The organism is Kocuria rosea (assembly GCF_023715525.1).
GTDB classification, from domain to species: domain Bacteria; phylum Actinomycetota; class Actinomycetes; order Actinomycetales; family Micrococcaceae; genus Kocuria; species Kocuria rosea_A.
Genome location: NZ_JAMBOG010000012.1, coordinates 88,030 through 109,236 on the forward strand (window position 1 = coordinate 88,030; position 21,207 = coordinate 109,236).

Sequence of the window (21,207 nt, forward strand, 5' to 3'; positions counted from 1 at the left end):
AGCCAGTGGCCGTTGGCGGCCCTGGCGCCAGCGGCCAGGACGATCTGGCTGCTCGGGGCGACGGTGATGCTGGTGGCGCGGAAGATGAACATCGCCGCCGGGTCGCCTTGGGCGTCGAGGATCAGGGTCGATGAGACGGTGAAGGCCCCCGTGGTGCTGGTGTAGACCCCGGCGGTGGTCCGGCCCGTCGGCGACGTCGGGCGGGTCGCGGTCACAGCTCGGGCGGTCAGGGCTCGTTCCAGGGCACGGGCGTCAGCCATCGCCGAGGCTGCAGCCGGGGTGCCGGCTGCGACGGCGCCGGTCACGTTGGGGCGCGCGCCGCTGTTCTGCAGCGCCACGACGTTCGTTCCGGGGTGGGTTCCCACGCTGCCGCCCACGGTGGTCTGGTGCCCGCCGGGGGTGTGGTTGACGGTGCCGGCCGAGGCCAGCAGGCCGTAGCGCGGCCCGGCCCGGAGTCAGCGCTGGTGGTGCGGCAGCGACTGTCCAGGAGGCGCGTGTGCTGGTGCGGGAGGTGAAGGCCGCGGTGCTCGGTGCGGCCGGCGGGGACACCGGGCCGGCCAGGACTCCGGTGCCGACCACGGCCAGGGCGCCCTGCCGGGCGAGATCGGGGGTCCCCTGCGTGGTGCGGACGACGTCCGGTCCGTCGGGCCGGCCGGCTCGGCGCTGGCGCGGGAGGAAGACGGCCAGAGCGGTCGACAGTGCACCCACGGTGCCGGCGGCCCACACTGCCAGAGGTCCGCTCCGGCCGGTAACCAGCCACAGGGAGGGCAGGCCGATGCCGGGCACGAGCAGACGGGCCTGGCCGGTGATCTGCTCCCGCACCGGTGGGGCGGAGTGGACATCGGCGTGGGCGTCACCTGCGGTGGTGTACGTTCCGTCGTCGTTGTCACCGACGATGCGGTGCAGGATCAACCGGTCGACCCCGCCGGACCGGGCCCCGGAGGGGCTGGTGGACTGTACGACTCCTCCCACCCGCACGGGCTGGACCTCGGGCAGGGCAGAGAGCACCACGACGTCGCCGGGGGCGATGTGCGGTTCCATGGACCCGGTCTGGACGACGGTGGCGTGCCGGCCGAGCAGGATCGGAAGTGAAGCGACGGCGGCCAGGGTGGCCAGCATCACCAGGTAGATCCGGGCGGCGGTCCCGGCCGGGAGCCGGGCCCAGCCCCACGGCGCGGCCGTCACACCGGCAGGTGCTGACTCGGCGGTGGAGCTGGGCTCTGGCTCGGTCCGGATCTGCACGCGAGAGCTGCTCAGGCGGCCGGGGCGTCGTCGCCCTGCAGGTCCCAGACCAGGTCCACGATGACGCGGGATCCCTGCAGCGCGTCGATCTGGGTCTGCGTCATGCCGGCGGTGTCGAAGGTCCAGGTGCCGCGGTAAGTGCTCGACTCCCCGGCCGTGCCGGTGGTGTCCCAGGCGGCCCCGCCGGAGGTGTAGTCCCTGTTGACCCGGGCCAGGGTGGACAGCGGCTGGGCCGGAAGTGCGCCGGGGACGGGGGTGAAGCCGGTGCAGTCGTCGAAGGACCCGGCGGTGCCGCCCTCGACCTGCAAGGTGATGCGGTCCTCCGGCGCCGCGGCGGAGCCGGAGAGGTTCTGCACGTAGGCGCGCACCTCGCCTTCCACGGTGGAGCTGGGGGTGACCACGATGCACTTCTGGCCGGTCCGGCCGGGGACCAGGTTCTCCACGGTGACGCCGGCGCGGCCGGCGTCGTCGTCGGTGAGGCGACCTGGCCGGTGGCCCAGGAGTTGCCGGAGTTGCGGGAGGCGGCGGTGGAGCCCTGCCAGACCATCACGCCGGCCACCAGCACGGCGACGGGGGCGGCGGAGAGCCCAGTGATCCGGCGGGCACGGACGGCGGGAGCACGCACGAGAAGTCCTGTTGCGCGACGAAGCCCGAACCGGGCTGAGGCCCTGCGCCGTCGCTGCATGGGGCGAAGGATGGAGTCGAGCCGCGATGGGGGTCGTGGGCCAGCCGAGGACACCGTGTCCAGGCCTCGGCGGGGCCTCCAGGACTTTCGTCCAGTGCCGGCGCGGAGGAGGCATCTGCCCAGGTGCGAACGGACATTCTGGCGTGCTGTGCCGGTGCAACCTCCCGTCATCTCCGGATGCACCCCGGATCCCCGGTCCGGTGACCAAGGGACGGCCCGGCGGGTTCGCCCTCGGCGGGCGGCTGTGCGGCTGCCGGCCTCCTGGACCGCCGACCCATCCGCGCCGTCCCCGGACACTCCCGGGGCGCCGGATCGCGGGGCGCCCACTGGGGCGTCCGGATCGCGGGGCGCCCACTGGGGCGTCCGGGTCGCAGGGCGCCGGCCGGGCCGCAGGGGCCGGACGCTGGACGCGCGGGCCCTGGTGCCACGGACACCACCGAGACAGCACCGTGGAACCGACCGGTCCCCTGGAGGCGCTCGACGCCGGGTCGGGCCGGGCGGTGGCTGCGGCACCTTCCGTGGCTCCATCGGTGCACGCCCACGCCGCTCCCGGTCACAGGCCCTCGCTCACGCCCGTCCACGAGGGGTCGGCCTGCCCTTGGGTCAGTTCGACATGGGGTCCCTGATGGACGGCGAGGTAGATCCTGTTGCGCAGCTCGTTGGCCTCGGCGGAGGTGAGTGTCCGCAGGAGCGGACGGATGTGGATCCGGATCAGCGCGTTGTTCTGGCCGGGGACGATGCCGAGGCGCTCGCGGGCTGCGGCGGGAAGCTCCTCGCACCGGGTCAGGGACAGGACCTCGACGGCTTCGAGGAGGTCCGCGTCCTGCCCTAGAGCTGTGCGGATCCGATCACCGATGGTCTCGCCGTCCTCGTGGTCGTCGAGCACGACGGAGATGTCCCGGCGCGTCCCGGGGAGCAGCGAGACGTGCTGCCATGGTTCCAGGTCGAGCATCTGGGCTGCGATGCGCGGCTCCGAGGAGCGCAGGTAACGGATGTCCGGGATCGACTTGCGCAACATCAGGGCCCGGTCCAGCCCCATGCCCAGGGCCGATCCGGACCACTTCTGCGGGTCGAGGCCGGACCCGCGCAGCACATCGGGGTGGATGCGCCCGCATTCGGCGAGCTCGAGCCACTGCCCGTTCAGGTGCACGTCCACCTGTCGTCCGCCGATCGTGTACGGGTGCTCGACGTCGGTGACCTGCCATCGCGCTCCTGGCAGGACTGCGTCCACGACGGTGGTGATCATCTCGAGCATGTCCTGCTCGGTCGTCCTCGGTGTGGACCGGATCCGCCACAGATCGACCTGGTGCGGTTCGCCCACGTGCGTGCGGTCGACGACATCGCGTCGGTAGACGAGGCCCGGGACGACGAGCAGCTCGTCGACGCCGGACCGGGTGCGGTAGTCCTCCAGGGCCGTGGGCAGTTCCGCGCTGGTGTGGGTGCGCAGCAGCACGGTGGGCGAGGCGTAGCGGGTGTACCGCTGCGCCCGGGTGACGTCGCCGGGGTCGTAGCCCAGACGGTCGTAGTTGTCGTGGACCGCAACGAGGGGCGGATTGCGCACCTGGCGGACGGAGCTGCCCCATTGGTGCTGCAGCTCGGTGACGAGATGCTCCAGCAGGAGCTGCATCGAGTGCGTGCCTTGGGCCGCGTCGCTGAGGTCGCGCAGGGTCAGTGCTCTGGCGAGCTGGTCAGGGGTGATGTACGACGTAGTCGACATGGAAGTCTCCTGGGGTGGCGGGAGCGGTGCTGGAACGGGAGTTCCCCCGGCCGTGCCTGCGGAGACTAGTCGGCTTGACGTAGCGCGCTCACGCCCCCGCGGCCACTGAACGGCCGGGGGCGCTGAAATCGCTGAGCACGCTCCATGCGATCAAGGCTAGCAACGATCACCAGCACCGGCATCCGTGCTGCATGCCGGTGCAGCCGCGCATCGCCTCGTACCGGTGGAGGCACGGGCGGGGCGGCCGCGAACGCCAGGGGCGATGACGTGGTTCGTCGGTCAGCTCAACGGTCCCTCTGCAGAGGCCGGCGGGTGCGTCTCCCGGGAGGCGGGTGGGCCCGCCGACGGTCGTACCCACGTGGTGTGGTTCGGTCCGGCACGAGCCGTGAAACCGGGTCCGAGGACAGGGACTGGTCACCGGCGAGGCCGCGCACGGTCTTCGACCTGGCAGGCCAGGTCTTCGCCAGTGGGGCTCTCCCGCGGTTCCTGTCCGCGTCGCGGGCCGTGGACGCGCAGGGGCAGGCGGCCTCGGCGGGCCGGACGCTGGAACATGGGCCCGGTGCTGCGACGACCCCGCGGAAGTGGGCGCACACCGGACACCGGGGCGCCCGACGGGGTCGTCGCGCACCGGCCAGGAGGACCCATGACCCCGCCCATCCCACCACCGCGGGACACCGACCGCCGTACCCCAGCCGGTTCTGTGGCCCGGTGTCGGCCCGTGGCGGTCTTCCTCCTCCTGGCTCTGGGCCTGGGCTGGGCGGCGCTGATGACCCCCGTGCTCACCGGAGCGCCCACGGAGCCGTTCCTGCTCCTCCTGACCTTTGTGGCGCTGCTGGGCTCGGCCCTGCTCGTCACCCGCCTGGCCGACGGGCCGGGCGGCGTCCGGAGGCTGCTGGGACGGGCGTTCGCCTGGCGCTGCGGCGCCGGGCGCTGGGTCGTGATTCTGCTGGGCATGCCGGTGTTCACGCTCGCCCTGGCCGCCGCCACCGGCTCGCTGCGCAGCCCGCCGGCGGGCTGGGGGCGGAGGCGGGGTGGTACCTGTCCAGCACGCTCGTCCTCGGGGCGCTGGTGCCGACGGTCGGCCGGCCCAGGCGCTGCGGCCCACCCGCACCGTGAGCGGGACCTCGAAGTCCGACGCGCGGGAGACCAGGCCGGTAGTGCGCGGGTAGAGCTCCAGGGCGTCGGCGTTGTGCGGGGTCGTGGGCGAGAGCTTGTGGATCCGGGCCCCGATGGTGGACGGGCAGTCCACGGGCACGGTCCTGCCCTCGATGAGCACCGGGCCCTCCGAGCGGTGGTTGCCGAAGAGGAATCCGATCTGCCCGTCCTCGTCGGGGCAGAACGGGGACACGTCGGCCTCGGACCAGTCGATGGTGACCCACTGCTCGGGGGGGGTGGCGGGCGGCGTGGACACGGGCCGGCACGGACCGGACCGGGGACGGCGGCCGGGCGGCGGACGGACCGGCGCGGCGGACGACGTCGCGGGCGAGCGGTGCGATGGGCTTCGTAGTCCTCATGTGTGCGGAGGCACGACGAGGGCCCGCACTCGCGGGGGAGTGCGGGCCCTCGTGCGGGGAAGGCCTCGGCGGGGCGGATACGGCCGCCATTCGATTACCGGCCGCTGACCTCTACGCGGGCCGGCCAGTTGCCGGTGACCTGGTGAAAGTCGATGGCCCGCATCAGCGGTGACATGTCGTAGGTGCTGATGTTCAGGTTCAGCGTGACGCCGTGGACGGACTTGACCGTCAGGAACGGCATCCCTTTCAGCATCTGCATGCGATACTCAGCGATCTCGCTGTAGGGGATGACGTGCTCGTTGCCGAGCACACTGCGGAAGGCCACCTCGAAGTCGCGCGGCGCCACGTAGAAGTTGCGGTACATCAGCACGAACGCCACACCGCCCAGGACGATCGCCACCGAGGAGATCTGGGCGCCGAGCGGGGCGCGGTCCGTGGTGAGGGACAGCAAGCCCATGAGGGAGCCCACGACCAGGAACAGCCAGCCCACCGCCGGCACGAACTTCGGCATCCGCTGCTGCTCCGGATACTCCTCGGACCGGTTGGGGTGCTTCCGTGCCCACCAGACGACCCCCGCAATGGTTGCGGTGGTGAGCGCCGAGACGAGGAGCTTCAGGATGAGCGCGATCGACATGCGCTCAGCCTACGGCTGGATTCCCGAGTGCGAAGGGATTGCGGGCTGGGGTGGCGCAGCGGTCGGCTACCCCGCGGGAGGCAGCTCGGTGTCGGTCTTGCTGACCTCTATCGGCGCACCGTCGTCCGGGTCGGTGGACGACTCGAAGACCTCCCCCGTGGAGCTGTAGAGGTCCGCGTCCTCGTCGGCCTTCTCCTCTGCCTCCCGCGGCTCGTCGCGGATCTCGATGTCGTCGCCGGGCATCTCGGCGCTCATGCTCGACGCCCCTACTCCGTCGCGCCCGGCTGCTCGGTCGGCGGGCCGGACGTCTCGTCGTCGACCCGCTCGTTGTCGGTGGTCGTGTTGGCGGTCAACGAGTCGTCGTCGACGACGCTCAGGTCCTCCTGCTCGACTTCGGCGCGTGCCTCGCTCAGTTCATCTGGCTGATCTGTCATGGAACGGTCCTCCCTCATCTGACGGTGGTGACCCGATCCTATGTGCGGGCCGCCACCGTCTGACAAGACCGGGCATCAGGCCGGGATGGCGCCGGCGCCTTCCCCTGGGGCGTCGCTGTGCTGGGCGCACAGCCGGGCGGCCGCGGCGTCGAAGGCCGACAGCGTCCGGCCGCGAGCTTCGCCGCTGTCGAGCATCCGGTCGAAGACCAGCTCCATCTGAAGGGTCCCGCCGGTGAGGTCCACAGGACCTCCACTCCGTGACTGGCGTGCTCGTGCTCCTCCTCGGTGAGCACTCCCGGTGCGGGCTTGCGGCGGGGTGGGGTGGTCACTGGAGTAGCCAAGGTTCGTGGTGGGGTCGTGGCAGGGGAGCGACGGCGCCCGATGAGGACGCCGAGGCCCACGCCGACGGCAAGCCAGACCAGCGTGTCGGTGAACGCCCCGAGGAGGGCACCGAGACCGACCCCGATAACCAGGTCCTGCTGGACCGGGGCCAGGGAGCGCCACGCATCCTCCTCGAAGATGCGCCGTCGGGTCACCGGCTCAGCCGTTCTCGTAGGCGTGCTGGATGAGCGCGTAGACCGCTTCCAGCTGGGCGACAGAGCTGATGCGGACCTCGAGGTCCCCGACCCCGTGATGGCCGATGGCGCGCACGTCGCGGGTGAAGCCGTCCTCGAGCTCCACGGCGTCCGGATCCAGGCGCAGGTGCAGCAGGATCTGCCCGGAGGACGGGTGGATGTCGATGGTGGCGAAGCTCTTGAGCCGCCGGAAGGCGATCCAGTGCTTGAGCGTCTTCTTCGACACGTCCGGGCCCAGGGCCTCGCAGTAGTCGGCCACCGTGGTGAACACCTCCTGCAGGTCCGGTGATGCCTGCTCGAATCGCTGGAGCACCGTCATGTCCTTGGCCTTGCTCGCAGGCTCCCCGTCCGGGGTCTCGCTGGAGGCGTCGGCCGGCTCCGGCCCATCGGGTGCCGCGGTGCCGGCGGCAGCGGGCAGGGCAGCGGCCGTGGTGGAGACGGTGGAGCTGGAGTGCACCAGCTCCAGGGCCAGCAGCTCCCCGCCGAAGTCGCGGTAGCGGACCAGCCCGATGGAGCGGGCGATCTGCTGGACGGCGTGCTGGTCGTAGCGGGTGTAGTCGGTGGCCACGCAGATCAGCCGGGGGCGGGACCAGTCGATGAGGTCAGCGAGCTCGGCGTGGTCCGAGCGCATCACCAGCAGCTCGAACTCCGCCTGGTGGTCCATCAGCCAGTCCAGGTAGAACAGGCCCTGGTCGATGACGTTCTCGCTGCGGGTGCGCTTGTACTCGAAGCTCACCGGGGAGCAGGTCTCGTCGGCGCCCAGGGAGTCGATGCGTCCGCCGTGCCGGTCACCGGTGCGGTATTCCGACTGCAGGAACCGCACGCCGAACAAGGTCTCCATGCTGGCCTCCACCACGCGCTGGAGGTGCTTCTCCAGCGGGGAGTGGGCCCCGGGCGGCTCGGTGGCGGTGCCCTCCCGGATGCGGAACAGCTTGAGGTCGGCCACGCAGGTCTCCTTCGTGGCCGGTCGGGACCGGCGGTGGGTGGCAGGTCAGGGAGCGGGCAGGGCGCGGGCTCGCCACAGGGTCAGCGAGGCCACGGCGGCGATGGCCACCAGAGTGATGAAGCCGTAGAGGCCCGGCGCCAGCTCGGTGAACGCGGCGAAGACCACCCCGGCCAGGCACGCCCACGACCCCCACGTCGCCTGGCGGCGCCGGCGCGCGGTGACGGGCTCGCCGGCCAGGACCGGCCAGGCCGTGATGGTGAGCGCGATCAGGCCGATGAACGCCCCGACCGGCACGGCGATCGGGGTCTGGGTGAGGATGGGGTCAGTCCCCATGGGTCGCTCCTGTGATCGGTGGGGGTGGTGGTGGCTGGCGCAGGCGGTTCAGGGTGAGGAGGGCGGGGACGACCAGTCCACCCAGCAGCAGCAGACCGAAGACGCCCAGGGCCCAGACCATCAGCAGCAGAGGGGCCGCCACGACCAGAGAGATGACCGCCAGGACGGCGGCCGCGGTGCGCCGGCGGGAGGCGGCCGGCTCCCGGCGCAGGAGGGGGCTCTCGACGACGAGCTGGGTGATGATCAGTGCGGGGACGATCAGCAGTGGGACGGCGAAGGCCAGGATCTCCAGAACACCCGTTTCGAGCACGGGGTTCTGTTCTGTCAGCAGCGGCATTCGTCAGCTCCCATATCGGTGGGAGAGGGACCTGGCCCGTCGGAGTACCCCGCGGGGTCGTGCCAGCCGTACCGGTCGTTGACGCCGGGGCGAGGCCGGGGCGCGGGCCCGTCGTAGGGCCCTGGCCGTTCGCCCCCGGACGGCCCGTGAGCATCAGGGCGTCGCCGGAGGCGGGGGATCAGCGTCGTGGCGATCCAGGAGAGCACCACGAGGGCCACGACGACGATGGCCGCGACCGCGGCTGGACTCAGATCAGTCACCGCCACCACCGCCTCCGCCGTCTGCACCGGACCCGCGGTCGGAACCGGAGTCGGAACCGACGGCACCGGAACCCCACACCCCGGCGGTGGAGCCGTCGGACGAGGAGGAACGGCCTGCCGGTCCGCCGGGCCGCGAGCGCTGCTGCCGGCGCACCCGGACGACGATCGTCACGCAGGCCGCGACAACGGCCAGGGCGAGGGCCACGAAGACGATGAGGCTGGTGGGCGAACCGGGCCCGAGGCCGGTCGGGGCAGCGCTGGTGCTCATGGTCGGGAACCTAGCAGCGGACCCGGCGCTCAGGCGGCAACCGGGTCGGTGAGCCACCCGGCTCGATGAGCATGGCGCGGACGTCCTGGACGGGCACGGACTCCCGGAGGGTATGCCCTTCCCTGAGCCAGCGCTGGTGGTCGTGCGAGGCCGCACGGGAGGCGCTGATGGCCTGGGTGAGCTTGCGCTTGGTGATCGCCGGGCGCCAGTAGGAGCCGACCAGCTCGAACCCGTGGCCGGTGAGGATCTTCCCCATGCCCGGCAGGTGCGCTGCACCCCACGTCAGGGCCGCGTCGTGGTCGTGGGCGAGGATCTCGTCGAGGACGTGGTGGCTGCGCGCACCGCGTATGCGGTACAGAGCTCGTTCCAATGACGCACTACCCGGTCACAGGACGCAGGAAACGTAGCCCTCGACCCCGGTGCCCTCCGGGGCCATCTTGCGAGTTCAGGAGTAGGACATCGTCTTGATCCCGGACTTCCAGGCGTACCACTTGGCCTTGTCGATGTCGCGGGTGGTAGTGGTGTCCTTGGAGACCAGCGTCAGCGACAGGCCATGGTCCACGTGCTGGGTGGCCGCGGCGTAGACGTCGATCACAGCCTCGTAGCCCTCGATGGTGGGGGAAGGGCATGGATCGGTCGTCGCGGCGCGCATCGCGCGCCCTCGAGCCGGTCTCCGGACTGGTCAGGCCGCGGAGGCGGCCGCGGCGGAGCGAGCGAAGACGTACTGGGGGTTGGCCACCCGCGGGACACCCATCATCCACGGGCGGGTGCGCAGGTAGTCCTCGGCCGGCTCCAGCAGCCGCAACCCGGCCGTCCCGTAGAAGCCCGGCAGCGCACCGGAGAGCATCGGGCGCCCGTCCCCGCGCTTGGGGAACAGCATCAGCCAGTCCGACCCGGCCGTGGCGGTCCGGCCCATGAAGTCGCGCAGCAGCGCGGTCCCGATCCCGGTGCGGCGGTGGTGTTCGTCGACGACGAGGGTGTCGATGTAGCTGCAGTCCCAGTCCGCCGGCGGCAGCGGGGCGGCCCGGCATTCCCTCCGAGACCCGGAGGCGTGGTGCCCGCAGCAGACCCCGACGACTGCTCCACCGTCGACCGCGACCGTGTAGGCCGGCAGATCGGCCAGGAAGTCCTGCTCGTGGAGCACCGCTGCGGGGTGCGCCGGCGCTTGTGGACCGGCTGGGGCTCCGGCACGTGGGCGGCGGCCTTGAGGTGGTAGGCCGGGGCGGCGACCAGCGGGGCGGCCATCAGGGCGGGGCGGTTGCGCCGCCGCAGCTCCTTCGGCTCCACGCAGCGCCGCCCGGCGTGGCGGCACAGCTTCTGCATCGCCACCGGGAGGCGTCCGCCGGCGCCGCGCTCGGCCGGGTGCATCATGACCCACTGTGAGCCGGCCGCACGGGCCTGGGACATGCACCCGCGCAGCAGGGCCCCGTCCAGACCGTGGCCACGGGCCTCGGGGTGGACGGCGAGATGGGCGACCCTGTTGGTCGCCCACGTCTGCGGCGGGACCGGCCTCATCTCGCAGGCCATCCACCCCTGGCAGTCGTGGTAGCCCTGCAGGAAGCCCCACACCCGGCCGTCGACGACGGCGACCAGGTAGTCCTTGCCGTCGCCGTGAAGGCGTACTCGGAGCCCAGGCTCGACCAGTTCCCCAGCTGGTCGGTCTCCTCCGGTCTACCGCGAGTCGGTAGAGCTCCCGTTCCCCGTGGTGGTCGCCGAGCTGCGGGAGCGGCTGGGCGCGCAGCTGGTCGCGCAGCCGGTCGCCTACCCCGGCGGGGTGGCCGACACGAAGACGGTACGGCAGTGGGCCGCCGGCACCCGCCGGCCGACCCGAGTCGTGGAGCACCGCCTGCGCCTGGCCTACCAGGTGGCCGCGGTGATCGGCGAGACGAGGACCTCGGCGTCGACCGTGCAGACGTGGTTCCAGGGGGGGAACCCGGCGCTGAAGGACTGGTCGTCCGCGGACCCTGTGCGAGCACCCGGTGGACGAGGTCAGCGCCGTGGTGCTGCGCGCAGCCCGGGACTTCGCGTCCACCGCAGCGCGGTAGGCCTCCGCGTCGTCTCCGCACACATGGGCAGGGAGATCCCCGACCCCTGGAGAACCACGAGCTCGCAGACCGCACCGACCCGGCCCGGCACGGCCAGCCCACCATCACGGCGCGGCTGCGTCGGGCGGCGCTGCGCTGGTGGCCGAAGGCGTTCTTCGTGGTCGTCCAGCTGGTTTTCGCGAGGACGCTGATCATCGGCATCCAGGTCGCCGCGGTGCTCGCCTGGCACGGCGACCGACAGCGCAAGGAGGCCGACGGACGGGCCGAGTGGTGGCGCCGAACGCAGTGGGCGATGGACTACGCCACCGACGCCGAGGGCCGGAAGGCCTCCGTCGGGGTCGAGGCCCTGGACCTGCTGGGGGAGTCGCCCCTGGCGACCGAGGAGGACCGCCACCTGCTGAAGACCTTGTTCGAGCAGGTCGTCGCCGTGGCCGTGCTCCAACGCTACGGACGCGCCACGCTCACCGGCCCCCGTCCCGAGGCGCTGTCCCTGCGATCGGATCCCGACGCGAGCCACGCATAAGCGCGACAGCGCCGACGCGTCCCATGCCGCGGTCCCGCAGCGCTGCCCGCGGATGTGCGAGGGCCGGCTCGGGCGCTGCACACGCCGTCCGCCTCAGCGATACGCCATGGCCCGGGGCGGGGGTGTCGCCCCGGCCAAGGGTTCCCGGTGTTCCCGCGAGTCGTGTTCGACGTCGGTGCCGGAGAAGGTTCGACCTTGGTCTAACAGGGTTCCTGCGGATGCTTCCTAGCGTGGTGGTGACACGGGACAGATGTGTCGGGCCGCAGCCCGATGCCACGCACTGACGCAGGAGGACTGATGACCATGAACGGGTTGATCCTGGAGGGCATCTCACGACGTTTCGGGGACCGGGTAGTGCTCGAGGAGCTGAACCTGACGGTCGGACAGGGCGAGATCGTGGGCTTCATCGGCGGCAACGGGGCCGGGAAGACCACGACCATGCGGATCATCCTGGGCATGCTGGCAGCGGACCGGGGAACGGTCAGCTGGGGTGGTGGGCCCGTGGACGACACGGTCCGCCGCGCCTTCGGGTACATGCCCGAGGAGCGGGGGCTGTACCCCAGGATGCCGGTGCGGGAGCAGATCGAGTGGTTCGCCCGGCTCGACGGGTCCGGGGCGGCGACGGCCCGGAAGATCGGCCAACGACTGGTGGCCGCCGTCGGCCTGCAGGGGCGTGAGCAGACGGCGGTGCAGGACCTGTCCTTGGGCAACCAGCAGCGGGTGCAGCTGGCCGTCGCCCTCGTGGGGGATCCGCAGCTGCTGGTGCTCGACGAGCCCTTCTCCGGGTTGGACCCTGAGGCGGTCGAGGCCATGGCCGAGCTCCTCCTGGCCCAGGCGAACCGGGGTGTGGCCGTGCTGTTCTCCTCCCACCAGCTGGAACTGGTCGAGCGGCTCTGTGACCGGGTGTGCGTGCTGCAGGCCGGCCGGGTCGTCGTCGACGGCACGGTGGAGGAGCTCGACGACGACGGCACGTCCCGCTGGTCGATCGAGTTCCAGGGCACCGCCGCCCCGTTCCTGCAGCAGGCCGGGAACATTCCCGGGGTACTGGTCAGCGCCGATGCGCAGGACCCGGCCCGAGCGCTGGTGGCCGTGGACGGTTCCCGCCGCCCGATCCCGGCGGCCGTGCTCGCCGCCGCCGGGCGCAGCGGGACCCTGATGGGCATCACCCCGGAGCGCACCTCGCTGGCGGAGGTCCTCTCCGGGCGCCGACGCGCCGCCGAGCCCTCGACCCCACCGCACACCCGCGCCCTGGTCCACCACTGACCCCGGCTCCCCGCCCCGACCGCACACCGAAGGACACCCAGCTCATGAGCCTCACCACGGCACCGTCGACCACCACCGCACGGACCCCGACCGCAACGACTCCTGCCCGCAACGACCACCAGGACGCCGGATGGTTCCAAGGACTGGGACTGGTGATCCAGCGCGAGCTCAGCTCCCGGGTCCGCAACCGCGCCATGCTGGCCTCCACCGCGTTCCTGGCCGCGCTGGCCGCCGCGGTCGCCGGTGTCGGCGGGTACCTGCTCGTCGACCGCACCGCTGCCACCGGCACCCCGCCGCTGGACACCGAGGTCCTGCTGGCGGCGGTGATGACCACCCTGCTGGTCACCGTGGTCACCTACGCCAGCAGCTCGATCGCCAGCGGCGTCGTGGAGGAAAAATCCACCCGCGTCGTGGAGATCCTCCTGACCCGCCTGAGCGTGCGGCAACTGCTGCTGGGGAAGCTGATCGGCTGCGGGATCTTCACCATGGTCCAGCTGCTGGCCGTCGGCGGCGCTGCCGCGGTGGCCTTCACCGCGGTCGGGGGGTGGTCCCTGGTCCGGATCCACCCGGGCCCGACCCTGGTGTGGTTCCTGGTGTGGTTCGTCCTGGGCTTCGTGGTCTTCGCGTCCCTCAACGCCGGCCTGGCCTCCACCGCCTCCCGTCAGGAGGACCTGGCGGCGGCCACGAACCCGCTGCAGATCCTGATCATGCTCGTCTACGCCGCCGGCATGTTCTTCCTGCCCTCCGCCGCCGGCCAGCGGTGGACCGAGATCGCCTCCCTGGTGCCGATGGTCGCGCCGTACTTCATGCCGATCCGGCAGGGGCTGGACGCGGTGACCTGGCAGGAGCAGTTGACGGCGGTGCTCATCGCTGTGGTGGCTGTCCCGCTGATCATCAACCTGGCCGTGCGCCTGTACGGCAACAACGTGCTGCGCACCGGCACCCGCGTCAGCCTGGCCCGGGCGCTGGCCGACCCCGCCGGCGCGCCCTCCGAGCAGGGCCGCACCCCCGAGGGGACCACCCCGGGTGCGCCCCGTCGGTCGGCCAAGGCCGTGCGCACCGTGGTCTCCTTCGCCGGTGGTGTGGTGCTGGTGGTCCTCGTCCTGCGCCTGCTGGGCTGAACCGCTCTCCCCGTCCGACCTGCCCGCGCCTCGGAGGCCTTGCCCCCGGGGACGGGCTTCGGCTCGGGCCGTCAGGGCACTGGTCCGCCGGCCGGTGGGGCCAGGGCCCCACGCTCCGTGGTGCCCAGGGGGCGGCGCGCTCATCCAGCGGGAGCCGGCCGAGCGCCGGCTCGATGCCACCGCCCTGATCGGCCGCCACCGCACCGCGGACCGCCCGGTCGTCACCCGGGACGTGCTGTGGCCCTGCGGGACCGGCGGGCGGGTCCTGCACGCCGCGCCGTCGGCCGTCTCCACCCTGGGCCGGCCCAGGCCGTGACCATCCTGCGCTCACACCCGGAGCCGGCCTGGGACGCCCCGGCCGCTGTCCCAGACCTCGGTGCGCTACGCACTGATGGGCCGGGGCACGACATCGGTCCTGGACCCCGGGGACGTCTTCGACCACCTCGACGCCGAGGATGCCGACCCGCAGCGCACTGCCGGTCCTGGAAGGACCCCTGCCCGCGGCCCTGGGCGCCGCCCGCTGAGCCCTGCCCGCCCCGGTCAGGAGACCCGGATCCGCACCAGGCCCCGTTCGGTGGCCTTCACCAGCACCTGGACCCGGTCACGGACCCCGAGCTTCTCGGTGACCTTGCCGAACCGGGCCTTGATGGTGGATTCGGTCACGAACAGCGCCTCGGCCATCTCCCGGTTGCTCATGCCCTGGGCCAGCAACTGGATGACCTCGATCTCCTTCTCGGTCAGCGCTGCGGTCAGCTCGGGGTCCGGGACCGGCTGGGCCGGAACGGACTGGGCGATGCCGGCGACCACGTGCCGGGTGACGGCCGGGGACAGGATCGAGCCGCCGTCACGCACGGTGCGGATCGCCGCGATGATCTCCTGCGGCCTGGCGTCCTTGAGCAGATACCCCGAGGCCCCCGCCCGCAGGACCGGCACGACATAGCGTTCGGAGGAAAAAGTGGTGAGGGCGATGACGGCGGTGTCCGGGAACTCCCGGCGGATGATCCGGGTGGCCTCCACCCCGTCCATGACCGGCATCTGCATGTCCATCAGCACCACGTCCGGGGCCAGCGCCCGCGTCTGGCCGATCGCCACCCGACCATCGGCGGACTCTCCCACCACGACGATCTCAGGATCCGAGGAGACGAACTCCACGACGGCTTCCCGGGTGATCGACTCGTCGTCCACCACCAGCACCGTCGTCGTCATTGCCCCGCCTCTCCCATGGTCGCCGAGCCGGTTCGATGACCGGCTCCGGGACGGGATCCTACCAACTTGTTGCACCCGCGAACGGTGCACGGGGCCGGTCGTGTCAGGAGGCCTGAGCCTCGGCCGCCCCGCGCAGGGGCAGCGCAATGCTGCTGCGCCACCTCGACCCCTGGGCGCCGAACTCGACGCTGCCGCCGAACACGCGGGCCCGTTCCCGGATGGCCGGCAGACCGGTGCTGGTCGACATGATCGGGGCGATCGTGGTCCGTTCGTTCTCCACCGTCAGACGCACCGCGTCCTGGCCGACCGCCAGATCCACCCGCACGGTGCTCGAGGGCATCCCGTGCTTCATGACGTTGGTCCCCAGCTCCCGCAGGGTCCGGCGCAGCACCTGACGAACGCTGATCGGGACGCGCGCAACATCACCGTGCACGCCCAGCTCCACGGCCAGGCCGGTGGACTCCAGAGCGGCGACGACGGTGCGCAGGTCCTCGACGAAACCGGCCGCCGTGGTGGTCTCCCCATTGATTTGATCCAGCGTGGCCATGGCCCGCACGGCACTCGCCGTCCCGGCCACGGCCGGCCCGGAGGCGCCGGTCCCGGCGGCAGCCTCCGGGGGAGCCGCCGCATGCTCGTGCTGCTGGATCTCGCGAGCGTGCTCCTCCTGGAGGATCACCACCAGCCGGCGCAGGTCCTGCAGGGTCTGCTGGGCGGAGTTCCCGATGGTCTCCAGGATCGCGCGGATCTTCTGCGGGTCGTCGGTGAACTCCGCCCGGCGGGCCTGCATGGCGATGACGGTGACGTCGTGGGCGACGATGTCGTGCAGCTCGTGGGCCAGATGGCTGCGCTCGTCGTGCCGGATTCGCTCGTTGACCTGTTCCAGCTCGTCGATCCGGCGTGCGTCCTGCTGCGATCGGGCATGGGACCAGCGCAGCAGGGCCCCGCACGTCAGGGCGACCAGCACGATCGGGATCGCCACCCAGACGAAGAACTGGCGATGATCGGCGTCGACGAAGGGCACCGCCACATTGGCCACCACCACCAGTCCGGCCAGGACCGCGGCCCGTGCGCGCGGCAAAGCGTACGTCCCCGTCGCGCCGACCACCACGGAGGGCACCAGGATCCCCAAGGCGTACCCGGCAAGGATCAACACCAGCGCTGACAATCCCCACACGATGGCGGCGACCCCGACGTGGAACGCCACGACGAACAGCGGCAGATACATCATCATGATCAGCGGGAGCTCCCCCTGGTCGATGTCCCCCGTGTGGACGTTCCACAGGTCCGAGATCAGCGCCGCACCGACCAGCACCACCAGCCCCGAACGAGCCAGCGTGACCGGACGCGGCACCGAGACACGCCATCCCGACGAGGACGTGACCGGCGAGGAGGACGACGAGGACGAGGAACTCACCCGCCCAGAATAGACATCGGCAGGTGACGTCCTCGGTCGCCTCAGGAGGCCGGGTCCGTTCAACGAGCTGGGTTCACAGGACGTGGACGTCGGTGCGGAGCTGGCGCCTCTGGTGACCGCCGAGCGGCGGGCGGATACGGGGGGCCTGGGGAAGGCCTTTGCCCACGGCGGAGGCCGGGAACGTTCCCCGGCCTTCCCTCGTGTCCGACACACGGTCGGCAGGTCACACCGAACAGTGCTGATCCAGGTGCTCCAGCGTGCACGCCAGGGCCGCTGATCCGGTCCGCTCTCCCCGCACCTCGGCAGTGAGAACGTCTCCCGTGCCCCGGAAGAACCCCGGAAGCGGAGTCAGGTGCTGCGGCGTCGCCCGACCGGTCGCACCACGAGGAGCACCAAGAGGGCCGACGCCGCCCCGCCTGCTGCAACGGAGCACAAGGGGCCGGATCCGGCGGTGTCAATGGTGGCGATGTCCTCCTCTGCCGAGGCTGGTGCACCGGAGGCACTGGCCGAGACGGTGAGTTCGGTGATACCGGCCACCGCCACGGTGGCGGCCGTTCTGCGCAGCACCGTCGAATGGGTGCCGGTGAACATAAGCACGGTGTCCTTCCTCATGTTGGAGGAGTGCGCAGGCGCCTGGAACCGGGTCCCTGCGGCGGCGGGATGGCTGGACGGCATCGACAGGAGGTCTGCCGGGGTCTAGGAGGCCGAGGACCGGGATCTGCGGGCGCTGAGCGCGCCCAGGCTCAGGTCCAGGGCCAGGAAGGCGGCCAGGCTGATCCCCAGCAGCGGGAAGAACACCCCGAGGGTCACCGCGACCACGGCGGTCCCGGCCACCGCGGGCCAGGGCGCCCGGCGCAGGGCTCCGCGCCCCGGGAGGGGCCCGAAGGCCGCCCCGGTGGCGCGGGTGGGACGGCGGCGCCACCACATCAGGTATCCCCACGCCACCATCGCGGCCAGCCCCAGGGCGGTGACGGCCAGCAGGACCTGATTGGCCACCCCGAACAGCACGCCCATGTGCGCGGCCACGCCCCACTGGGCGAGCTTGGCCATGACCCCGTAGTCGGCGAAGCGCACCTGGTCGGTGACCTGCCCGGTGCCCGGGTCCACCGCCGCCGTGTCGACCTGGGTGGGCCAGGACCGGTCGATCTCCGCCACCGTCCACGCCGTCCCGGCCTCGGGGGCGGGCTTGATCTCCACCTGGGACGCATCGATCCCGGCATCCCGGGCGGTGGCCAGCACCGCGTCGAACGAACCACCACCCGGGGCCGCCTCCGGCATGGCGGCGTGGTCGTGGCCACCGTGGTCCGCGTGCTCGTCCCCGCCGGCCGGGGTCCGAGCGGGATCCAGGGTCTTCTCCAGCACCGGGGTGGTCCACCCCAGCGTCGCCCGCAGGGCGGTGACGTTGGCCCCGGCGTAGGCGGACCAGGTCAGCCCGGTGGCGGAGAGGAACAGGAACCCCGCCGCCAGCCAGACCCCGGTGGCGGCGTGCAGGGACAGCGTCCTCCGGTATCTGTTGGGCGTGGTGGTGTCCGGCACCAGCAGGCCTCGGGCCCGCCGCCCGGGACGTGTCCGGCGCCACCGGACCCCCCACAGTCCCAGCCCGCTCAACGCGATGACCCCCAGCCAGGAGGCGGCCAGCTCGCTGTAGATCCGCCCGGGCTCACCCAGGCCCAGGGACCGGTGGAACTGGGCGATGGTGGTGCGCAGCGGCAGCGACCCACTGGAGCCGTAGACGGTCAGGTCCCCGACCACGTCCCCGGCGCCCGGATCCACGAACACCGCGCGGTGCTCGGATGCCCCCAGGGCGGGGTCGGTGAACATCACCCGGGTGGTGCCCCCGTCCTCGGCCGGGCGCACCGCCGCCGGGGCCGCCTCCAGCCCGGTGGCAGCCTGGGCGGCCGCGACCTGGGCGTCGAGGGACAGCGGGGCCTCGGTGGCGGTGCTGGTGAGTGCTTCGGCGTAGAACACCCGCTCCAGCTGGGGACTCAGCGCGTAGAGGGCACCGGTGAGGGCGGCGATGAGCAGGAAGGGGCCGATGAAGACCCCGATGTAGAAGTGCAGGCGCAGCAGCAGCGCCGTGCCCCACCCCCTCGAGGACGGAGGTGCTGACGGCGGAGGCGGGGACTGCGGGACGGAGTGGGACGTGGTGGGTGCAGACATGGCAGGACCTCTCGTGCGTGGCGGGCGGAGACGGACGCTGCACTGCCCGCGGCCGATCGCCGGGCGAGGACGGCACTGCATCACGGACGGTTCGACGCCATGGGCGCCACCGGACGGGTGGGCCGCCGCCGCGGCCGGGGCCGAGGGCGGAGCCGTCGTGTCTCCACAGGTGGTGGGAATCCCTGTCCTCGACCCCGGATGATCACCGGGCAGTGCGAGAACAGGAGGAACGGGTCACACCACCGGTACCGGGGGTCCCCTGCGCGAGATGGCCGCCCGCACCCACCCGGTGTCGTGCAGCTCGCGGTGGGAGAACTGTCCGGACCGCCGCACCGGACGCTTCGCCGGGATCAACGGCAGTACCAGGGTCAGCACCTGGGTAAGCCGGGGGGTGAGCGCATCGACCAGCGCCCACCAGGACGTCTCCCCGTGGCGGAGGACGCAGAAGGTGGCCGCTGCGGCCAGCAGGTGCGCGGCGACCATCGGGGAATGCCCCTCGACGACCGGGGTCAGACACGCGGCCGGGTGCAGGGCGGAGACGGTAGGCATCCCCGCGGTCCCGTGGTGAGCGTGATCGATCGCCGATCCGCCACGCACCGCGCACGGAGCCAGGGCCGGGACGGAGAACAGGGCGTGGTAGGCGCCCTGACTCACCAGCACCGCCGCGCCGATGCGCAACGGACCCATCCGGTGTCCGGCCAGGACCACGCACACCACTCCGGCGACGGCCACCGCGATCAGCAGCAGCACCGGATTCGGCGTGGAAGCACCAGCGGCGCAGTGGGAGAGCCCGGCCAGGGAGGTGGACAGGAAGGCGGCCAGCCATCCGCGCACCAGACGCGCCACCGGGCGCACCGGCGTCGGTTGATCCATCCCCTCCACCTCCTTCCGGGATTCCCCGTCCCACCTTATCGACCCGCGCTCCGGCGCCCGCGCGGACCCTTGCACACTGACCCTGGCCACCGCGTCCTGGAAAATCCTTGGGTCCCTCACGCGCGACGACCCCGCACCTCCGCAGTCGCTCGAGCACGAGGGATTCCTGTTGGCTCCCAGCTCGAGGAACGCCAGGACCGTCCCCGCTGAGAACCCCGCCACACCGGGTCCCCGAGGACGACCCGGTGCCGGCGCCATGGTGCATGCGTGCGGGGCCGCACCCTGCTCGTCCGGGCGCGATCCAGAGCGTGGACCCTGTCCGGGCCGCCGACGCCGGCCCCGTGCTGATGGGTCCGCGGTACGGCGAAGGCCGCCGCCCCCGCGACGGGGACGACGGCCTCCGGATCCGGGCTGGGGAAGCGGCTCAGGGGCAGGGACGCTTGGCGAGCTCGCCGGCCAGAGCGGTGGCCGAGGAGGAGGTGGAGTTGATGCGCCAGTCGGTCTCCTTGTTGTAGTGGAACCACACCAGCCCGGTCACCCCGGGCTCACGGGCCAGGTAGTACACCAGGTGGGCGTTCCACTGCGCCTTGGACCCGCCGGCCTCAGCACTGGCGGTCTCGGCGACGATGATCTCCTTGCCCGGGGCGATCCGCCGCAGCTCGGAGAGCCCCCAGCCGAAGAGCTCCCACGGCTGCTGCCAGGTGGACCAGGACTGGGAGGTGCCCCAGTTGTAGCCGTCCAGGGCCACGACGTCGACGTAGGCGGCGCCGGGGTAGAGCCCGTCCAGGGGCGTGGAGCCCCAGTAGGGCACGTTCGGGTTCCACACCCATTGGACGTTGTCGGCCCCGGCTTTGGTGAAGATGTCGTGGACGTGGCGCCAGGCGGCGACGTAGTCCCCGGTCCCGTTGCCGTTCACACCCTCGGCCCACGGGTACCAGTTGCCGTTCATCTCGTGCCCGAAGCGCAGCATCACCGGGTGGCCCCAGCCGGCCAGGCGGGTGGCCCAGTCGGTGATGTGGGCGTCGTGGTCCCCGGCGGCGATCCGGTCCAGGGAGTAGGCCGGCTGGTTCATCCCTGCGCCCCAGGTCCACGGCTCCCAGGTCAGCAGCGTGGTGGCCCCCGCGGCCCGGGCCTGCTCGAGCTCCCAGTAGGGCACCGGTTGCTTGAAGTCCTTGTAGGCGAGCACCATCGAGGGCTTCTCCCCGGTCAGCGAGGCCACCTCGGCCAGCTCGGCGGAGGCCCCGGCCCCGCCGGGGGTGCCCACGCCGAAGCGCAGAGGACAGGAACGCACCTGCGGGGAGGTGGTCGACACCGTGGTGGCCGTCGTGGCCGTCGCCGTGGTCAGGGACGCGGTCACGACGGTCGAGGTCGTCATCTCACCGGTGGAGGTCGCGGAGGCATCGGCGTGCAGGTGCGCCGAGGGCGGCACCGGCGAGTCCGCAGAGGCGTCGGGAACCGGCACGAAAGCGCTCCTCTTGGCCTGACCACCGGCCTTGGCCGAAACGGACTGGGCCGACGGGGCCGTGGCCGAGGAGGCCGTGGTGGGAGGAGCAGAGGGCGGCACGGCCCGCGGGGCGGCGTCGGTGGCCGGCATCAGGGCCAGCGCCGCCACCGCGGTCAGGGCCGCCAGGGACAGGAAGGGGGTACGGGACATGGC

Annotated in this window: 22 protein-coding genes and 2 pseudogenes; 3 read left to right on the forward strand and 21 right to left on the reverse strand. The window is 72.1% G+C overall.

What is annotated here, in order from left to right; translation table 11 throughout:
• Positions 1 to 44: 44 nt before the first annotated feature.
• The 15 genes and pseudogenes from M3185_RS17535 to M3185_RS10485 all read right to left on the reverse strand — a co-directional run.
• Positions 45 to 365 (reverse strand): annotated as a pseudogene (locus M3185_RS17535) (ice-binding family protein); the annotation flags it as partial.
• Complete coding sequence (locus M3185_RS10420; protein WP_251333607.1) at positions 253 to 1,242, reverse strand: S24/S26 family peptidase; 990 nt, start codon at positions 1,240 to 1,242, stop codon at positions 253 to 255. The pseudogene M3185_RS17535 and the gene M3185_RS10420, both read right to left, overlap by 113 nt.
• Positions 1,243 to 1,253: 11 nt before the next feature.
• Positions 1,254 to 1,643, reverse strand: a complete 390-nt coding sequence (locus M3185_RS10425; RefSeq protein ID WP_251333608.1) for a hypothetical protein — start codon at positions 1,641 to 1,643, stop codon at positions 1,254 to 1,256.
• A gap of 837 nt (positions 1,644 to 2,480) precedes the next feature.
• Positions 2,481 to 3,644 (reverse strand): PheS-related mystery ligase SrmL, encoded by a 1,164-nt coding sequence (gene srmL, locus M3185_RS10430; protein ID WP_251333609.1) that lies wholly within the window; start codon positions 3,642 to 3,644, stop codon positions 2,481 to 2,483.
• 1,608 nt (positions 3,645 to 5,252) lie between these two features.
• Positions 5,253 to 5,792 (reverse strand): hypothetical protein, encoded by a 540-nt coding sequence (locus M3185_RS10435; RefSeq protein ID WP_251333610.1) that lies wholly within the window; start codon positions 5,790 to 5,792, stop codon positions 5,253 to 5,255.
• 66 nt (positions 5,793 to 5,858) lie between these two features.
• Complete coding sequence (locus M3185_RS10440; RefSeq protein WP_251333611.1) at positions 5,859 to 6,047, reverse strand: hypothetical protein; 189 nt, start codon at positions 6,045 to 6,047, stop codon at positions 5,859 to 5,861.
• Between the two features lie 11 nt (positions 6,048 to 6,058).
• Complete coding sequence (locus tag M3185_RS10445; RefSeq protein ID WP_251333612.1) at positions 6,059 to 6,226, reverse strand: hypothetical protein; 168 nt, start codon at positions 6,224 to 6,226, stop codon at positions 6,059 to 6,061.
• Between the two features lie 75 nt (positions 6,227 to 6,301).
• Positions 6,302 to 6,469: a hypothetical protein gene (locus M3185_RS10450; RefSeq protein ID WP_251333613.1), complete on the reverse strand. Its 168-nt coding sequence runs from the start codon at positions 6,467 to 6,469 to the stop codon at positions 6,302 to 6,304.
• A 297-nt stretch (positions 6,470 to 6,766) separates the two neighbouring features.
• Positions 6,767 to 7,747, reverse strand: coding sequence for a DUF5655 domain-containing protein (locus tag M3185_RS10455; RefSeq protein WP_251333614.1), 981 nt, complete (start codon positions 7,745 to 7,747; stop codon positions 6,767 to 6,769).
• Between the two features lie 45 nt (positions 7,748 to 7,792).
• Positions 7,793 to 8,080 (reverse strand): hypothetical protein, encoded by a 288-nt coding sequence (locus M3185_RS10460; protein WP_251333615.1) that lies wholly within the window; start codon positions 8,078 to 8,080, stop codon positions 7,793 to 7,795.
• Positions 8,070 to 8,417 (reverse strand): hypothetical protein, encoded by a 348-nt coding sequence (locus tag M3185_RS10465; protein ID WP_251333616.1) that lies wholly within the window; start codon positions 8,415 to 8,417, stop codon positions 8,070 to 8,072. The genes M3185_RS10460 and M3185_RS10465 overlap by 11 nt, the downstream gene beginning before the upstream one ends.
• Positions 8,418 to 8,669: 252 nt before the next feature.
• Positions 8,670 to 8,945 carry a hypothetical protein gene (locus tag M3185_RS10470; RefSeq protein WP_251333617.1) on the reverse strand — a complete coding sequence of 92 codons (276 nt, stop codon included), beginning with the start codon at positions 8,943 to 8,945 and terminating at the stop codon, positions 8,670 to 8,672.
• A 10-nt stretch (positions 8,946 to 8,955) separates the two neighbouring features.
• Positions 8,956 to 9,315 (reverse strand): hypothetical protein, encoded by a 360-nt coding sequence (locus tag M3185_RS10475; protein ID WP_251333618.1) that lies wholly within the window; start codon positions 9,313 to 9,315, stop codon positions 8,956 to 8,958.
• A gap of 75 nt (positions 9,316 to 9,390) precedes the next feature.
• A pseudogene (locus M3185_RS10480) lies at positions 9,391 to 9,552 on the reverse strand (hypothetical protein); the annotation flags it as partial.
• Between the two features lie 75 nt (positions 9,553 to 9,627).
• Positions 9,628 to 10,089 (reverse strand): GNAT family N-acetyltransferase, encoded by a 462-nt coding sequence (locus tag M3185_RS10485; protein ID WP_251333619.1) that lies wholly within the window; start codon positions 10,087 to 10,089, stop codon positions 9,628 to 9,630.
• 1,058 nt (positions 10,090 to 11,147) lie between these two features.
• On the opposite strand from M3185_RS10485, the gene M3185_RS10490 reads away from it, so the two are divergent.
• The 3 genes from M3185_RS10490 (at position 11,148) to M3185_RS10500 (ending at position 13,897) form a co-directional block, all read left to right on the forward strand.
• Positions 11,148 to 11,513, forward strand: a complete 366-nt coding sequence (locus tag M3185_RS10490) for a hypothetical protein (RefSeq protein ID WP_251333620.1) — start codon at positions 11,148 to 11,150, stop codon at positions 11,511 to 11,513.
• 303 nt (positions 11,514 to 11,816) lie between these two features.
• Complete coding sequence (locus tag M3185_RS10495; protein ID WP_251333621.1) at positions 11,817 to 12,776, forward strand: ABC transporter ATP-binding protein; 960 nt, start codon at positions 11,817 to 11,819, stop codon at positions 12,774 to 12,776.
• Positions 12,777 to 12,820: 44 nt separating this feature from the next.
• A complete protein-coding gene (locus tag M3185_RS10500; RefSeq protein WP_251333622.1) occupies positions 12,821 to 13,897 on the forward strand; it encodes an ABC transporter permease in 1,077 nt (358 codons plus the stop codon).
• A gap of 540 nt (positions 13,898 to 14,437) precedes the next feature.
• On the opposite strand, the gene M3185_RS10505 is transcribed toward M3185_RS10500, so the two are convergent.
• The 6 genes from M3185_RS10505 to M3185_RS10530 form a co-directional block, all read right to left on the reverse strand.
• Complete coding sequence (locus M3185_RS10505; RefSeq protein WP_251333623.1) at positions 14,438 to 15,103, reverse strand: response regulator; 666 nt, start codon at positions 15,101 to 15,103, stop codon at positions 14,438 to 14,440.
• Positions 15,104 to 15,206: 103 nt separating this feature from the next.
• Positions 15,207 to 16,454: a sensor histidine kinase gene (locus tag M3185_RS10510; RefSeq protein ID WP_251333624.1), complete on the reverse strand. Its 1,248-nt coding sequence runs from the start codon at positions 16,452 to 16,454 to the stop codon at positions 15,207 to 15,209.
• 411 nt (positions 16,455 to 16,865) lie between these two features.
• Positions 16,866 to 17,114 carry a hypothetical protein gene (locus M3185_RS10515; RefSeq protein ID WP_251333625.1) on the reverse strand — a complete coding sequence of 83 codons (249 nt, stop codon included), beginning with the start codon at positions 17,112 to 17,114 and terminating at the stop codon, positions 16,866 to 16,868.
• Positions 17,115 to 17,213: 99 nt separating this feature from the next.
• On the reverse strand, positions 17,214 to 18,677 hold the full coding sequence (locus tag M3185_RS10520) for a PepSY-associated TM helix domain-containing protein (protein WP_251333626.1): 1,464 nt from the start codon (positions 18,675 to 18,677) through the stop codon (positions 17,214 to 17,216).
• 234 nt (positions 18,678 to 18,911) lie between these two features.
• Complete coding sequence (locus tag M3185_RS10525; protein WP_251333627.1) at positions 18,912 to 19,550, reverse strand: hypothetical protein; 639 nt, start codon at positions 19,548 to 19,550, stop codon at positions 18,912 to 18,914.
• Positions 19,551 to 19,974: 424 nt separating this feature from the next.
• Positions 19,975 to 21,204 carry a glycoside hydrolase family 26 protein gene (locus tag M3185_RS10530; RefSeq protein ID WP_251333628.1) on the reverse strand — a complete coding sequence of 410 codons (1,230 nt, stop codon included), beginning with the start codon at positions 21,202 to 21,204 and terminating at the stop codon, positions 19,975 to 19,977.
• Between the last annotated feature and the right edge of the window lie 3 nt (positions 21,205 to 21,207).

Bases quoted from the DNA above. Each gene is read 5' to 3' on its own strand.
- srmL (WP_251333609.1), bottom strand. From the start codon at position 3,644: ATGTCGACTACGTCGTACATCACCCCTGACCAGCTCGCCAGAGCACTG.
- M3185_RS10470 (WP_251333617.1), bottom strand. From the start codon at position 8,945: ATGAGCACCAGCGCTGCCCCGACCGGCCTCGGGCCCGGTTCGCCCACC.
- M3185_RS10435 (WP_251333610.1), bottom strand. From the start codon at position 5,792: ATGTCGATCGCGCTCATCCTGAAGCTCCTCGTCTCGGCGCTCACCACC.
- M3185_RS10520 (WP_251333626.1), bottom strand. From the start codon at position 18,677: ATGTCTGCACCCACCACGTCCCACTCCGTCCCGCAGTCCCCGCCTCCG.
- M3185_RS10530 (WP_251333628.1), bottom strand. From the start codon at position 21,204: ATGTCCCGTACCCCCTTCCTGTCCCTGGCGGCCCTGACCGCGGTGGCG.
- M3185_RS10465 (WP_251333616.1), bottom strand. From the start codon at position 8,417: ATGCCGCTGCTGACAGAACAGAACCCCGTGCTCGAAACGGGTGTTCTG.
- M3185_RS10500 (WP_251333622.1), top strand. From the start codon at position 12,821: ATGAGCCTCACCACGGCACCGTCGACCACCACCGCACGGACCCCGACC.
- M3185_RS10445 (WP_251333612.1), bottom strand. From the start codon at position 6,226: ATGACAGATCAGCCAGATGAACTGAGCGAGGCACGCGCCGAAGTCGAG.
- M3185_RS10495 (WP_251333621.1), top strand. From the start codon at position 11,817: ATGAACGGGTTGATCCTGGAGGGCATCTCACGACGTTTCGGGGACCGG.
- M3185_RS10440 (WP_251333611.1), bottom strand. From the start codon at position 6,047: ATGAGCGCCGAGATGCCCGGCGACGACATCGAGATCCGCGACGAGCCG.
- M3185_RS10505 (WP_251333623.1), bottom strand. From the start codon at position 15,103: ATGACGACGACGGTGCTGGTGGTGGACGACGAGTCGATCACCCGGGAA.
- M3185_RS10525 (WP_251333627.1), bottom strand. From the start codon at position 19,550: ATGGATCAACCGACGCCGGTGCGCCCGGTGGCGCGTCTGGTGCGCGGA.
- M3185_RS10460 (WP_251333615.1), bottom strand. From the start codon at position 8,080: ATGGGGACTGACCCCATCCTCACCCAGACCCCGATCGCCGTGCCGGTC.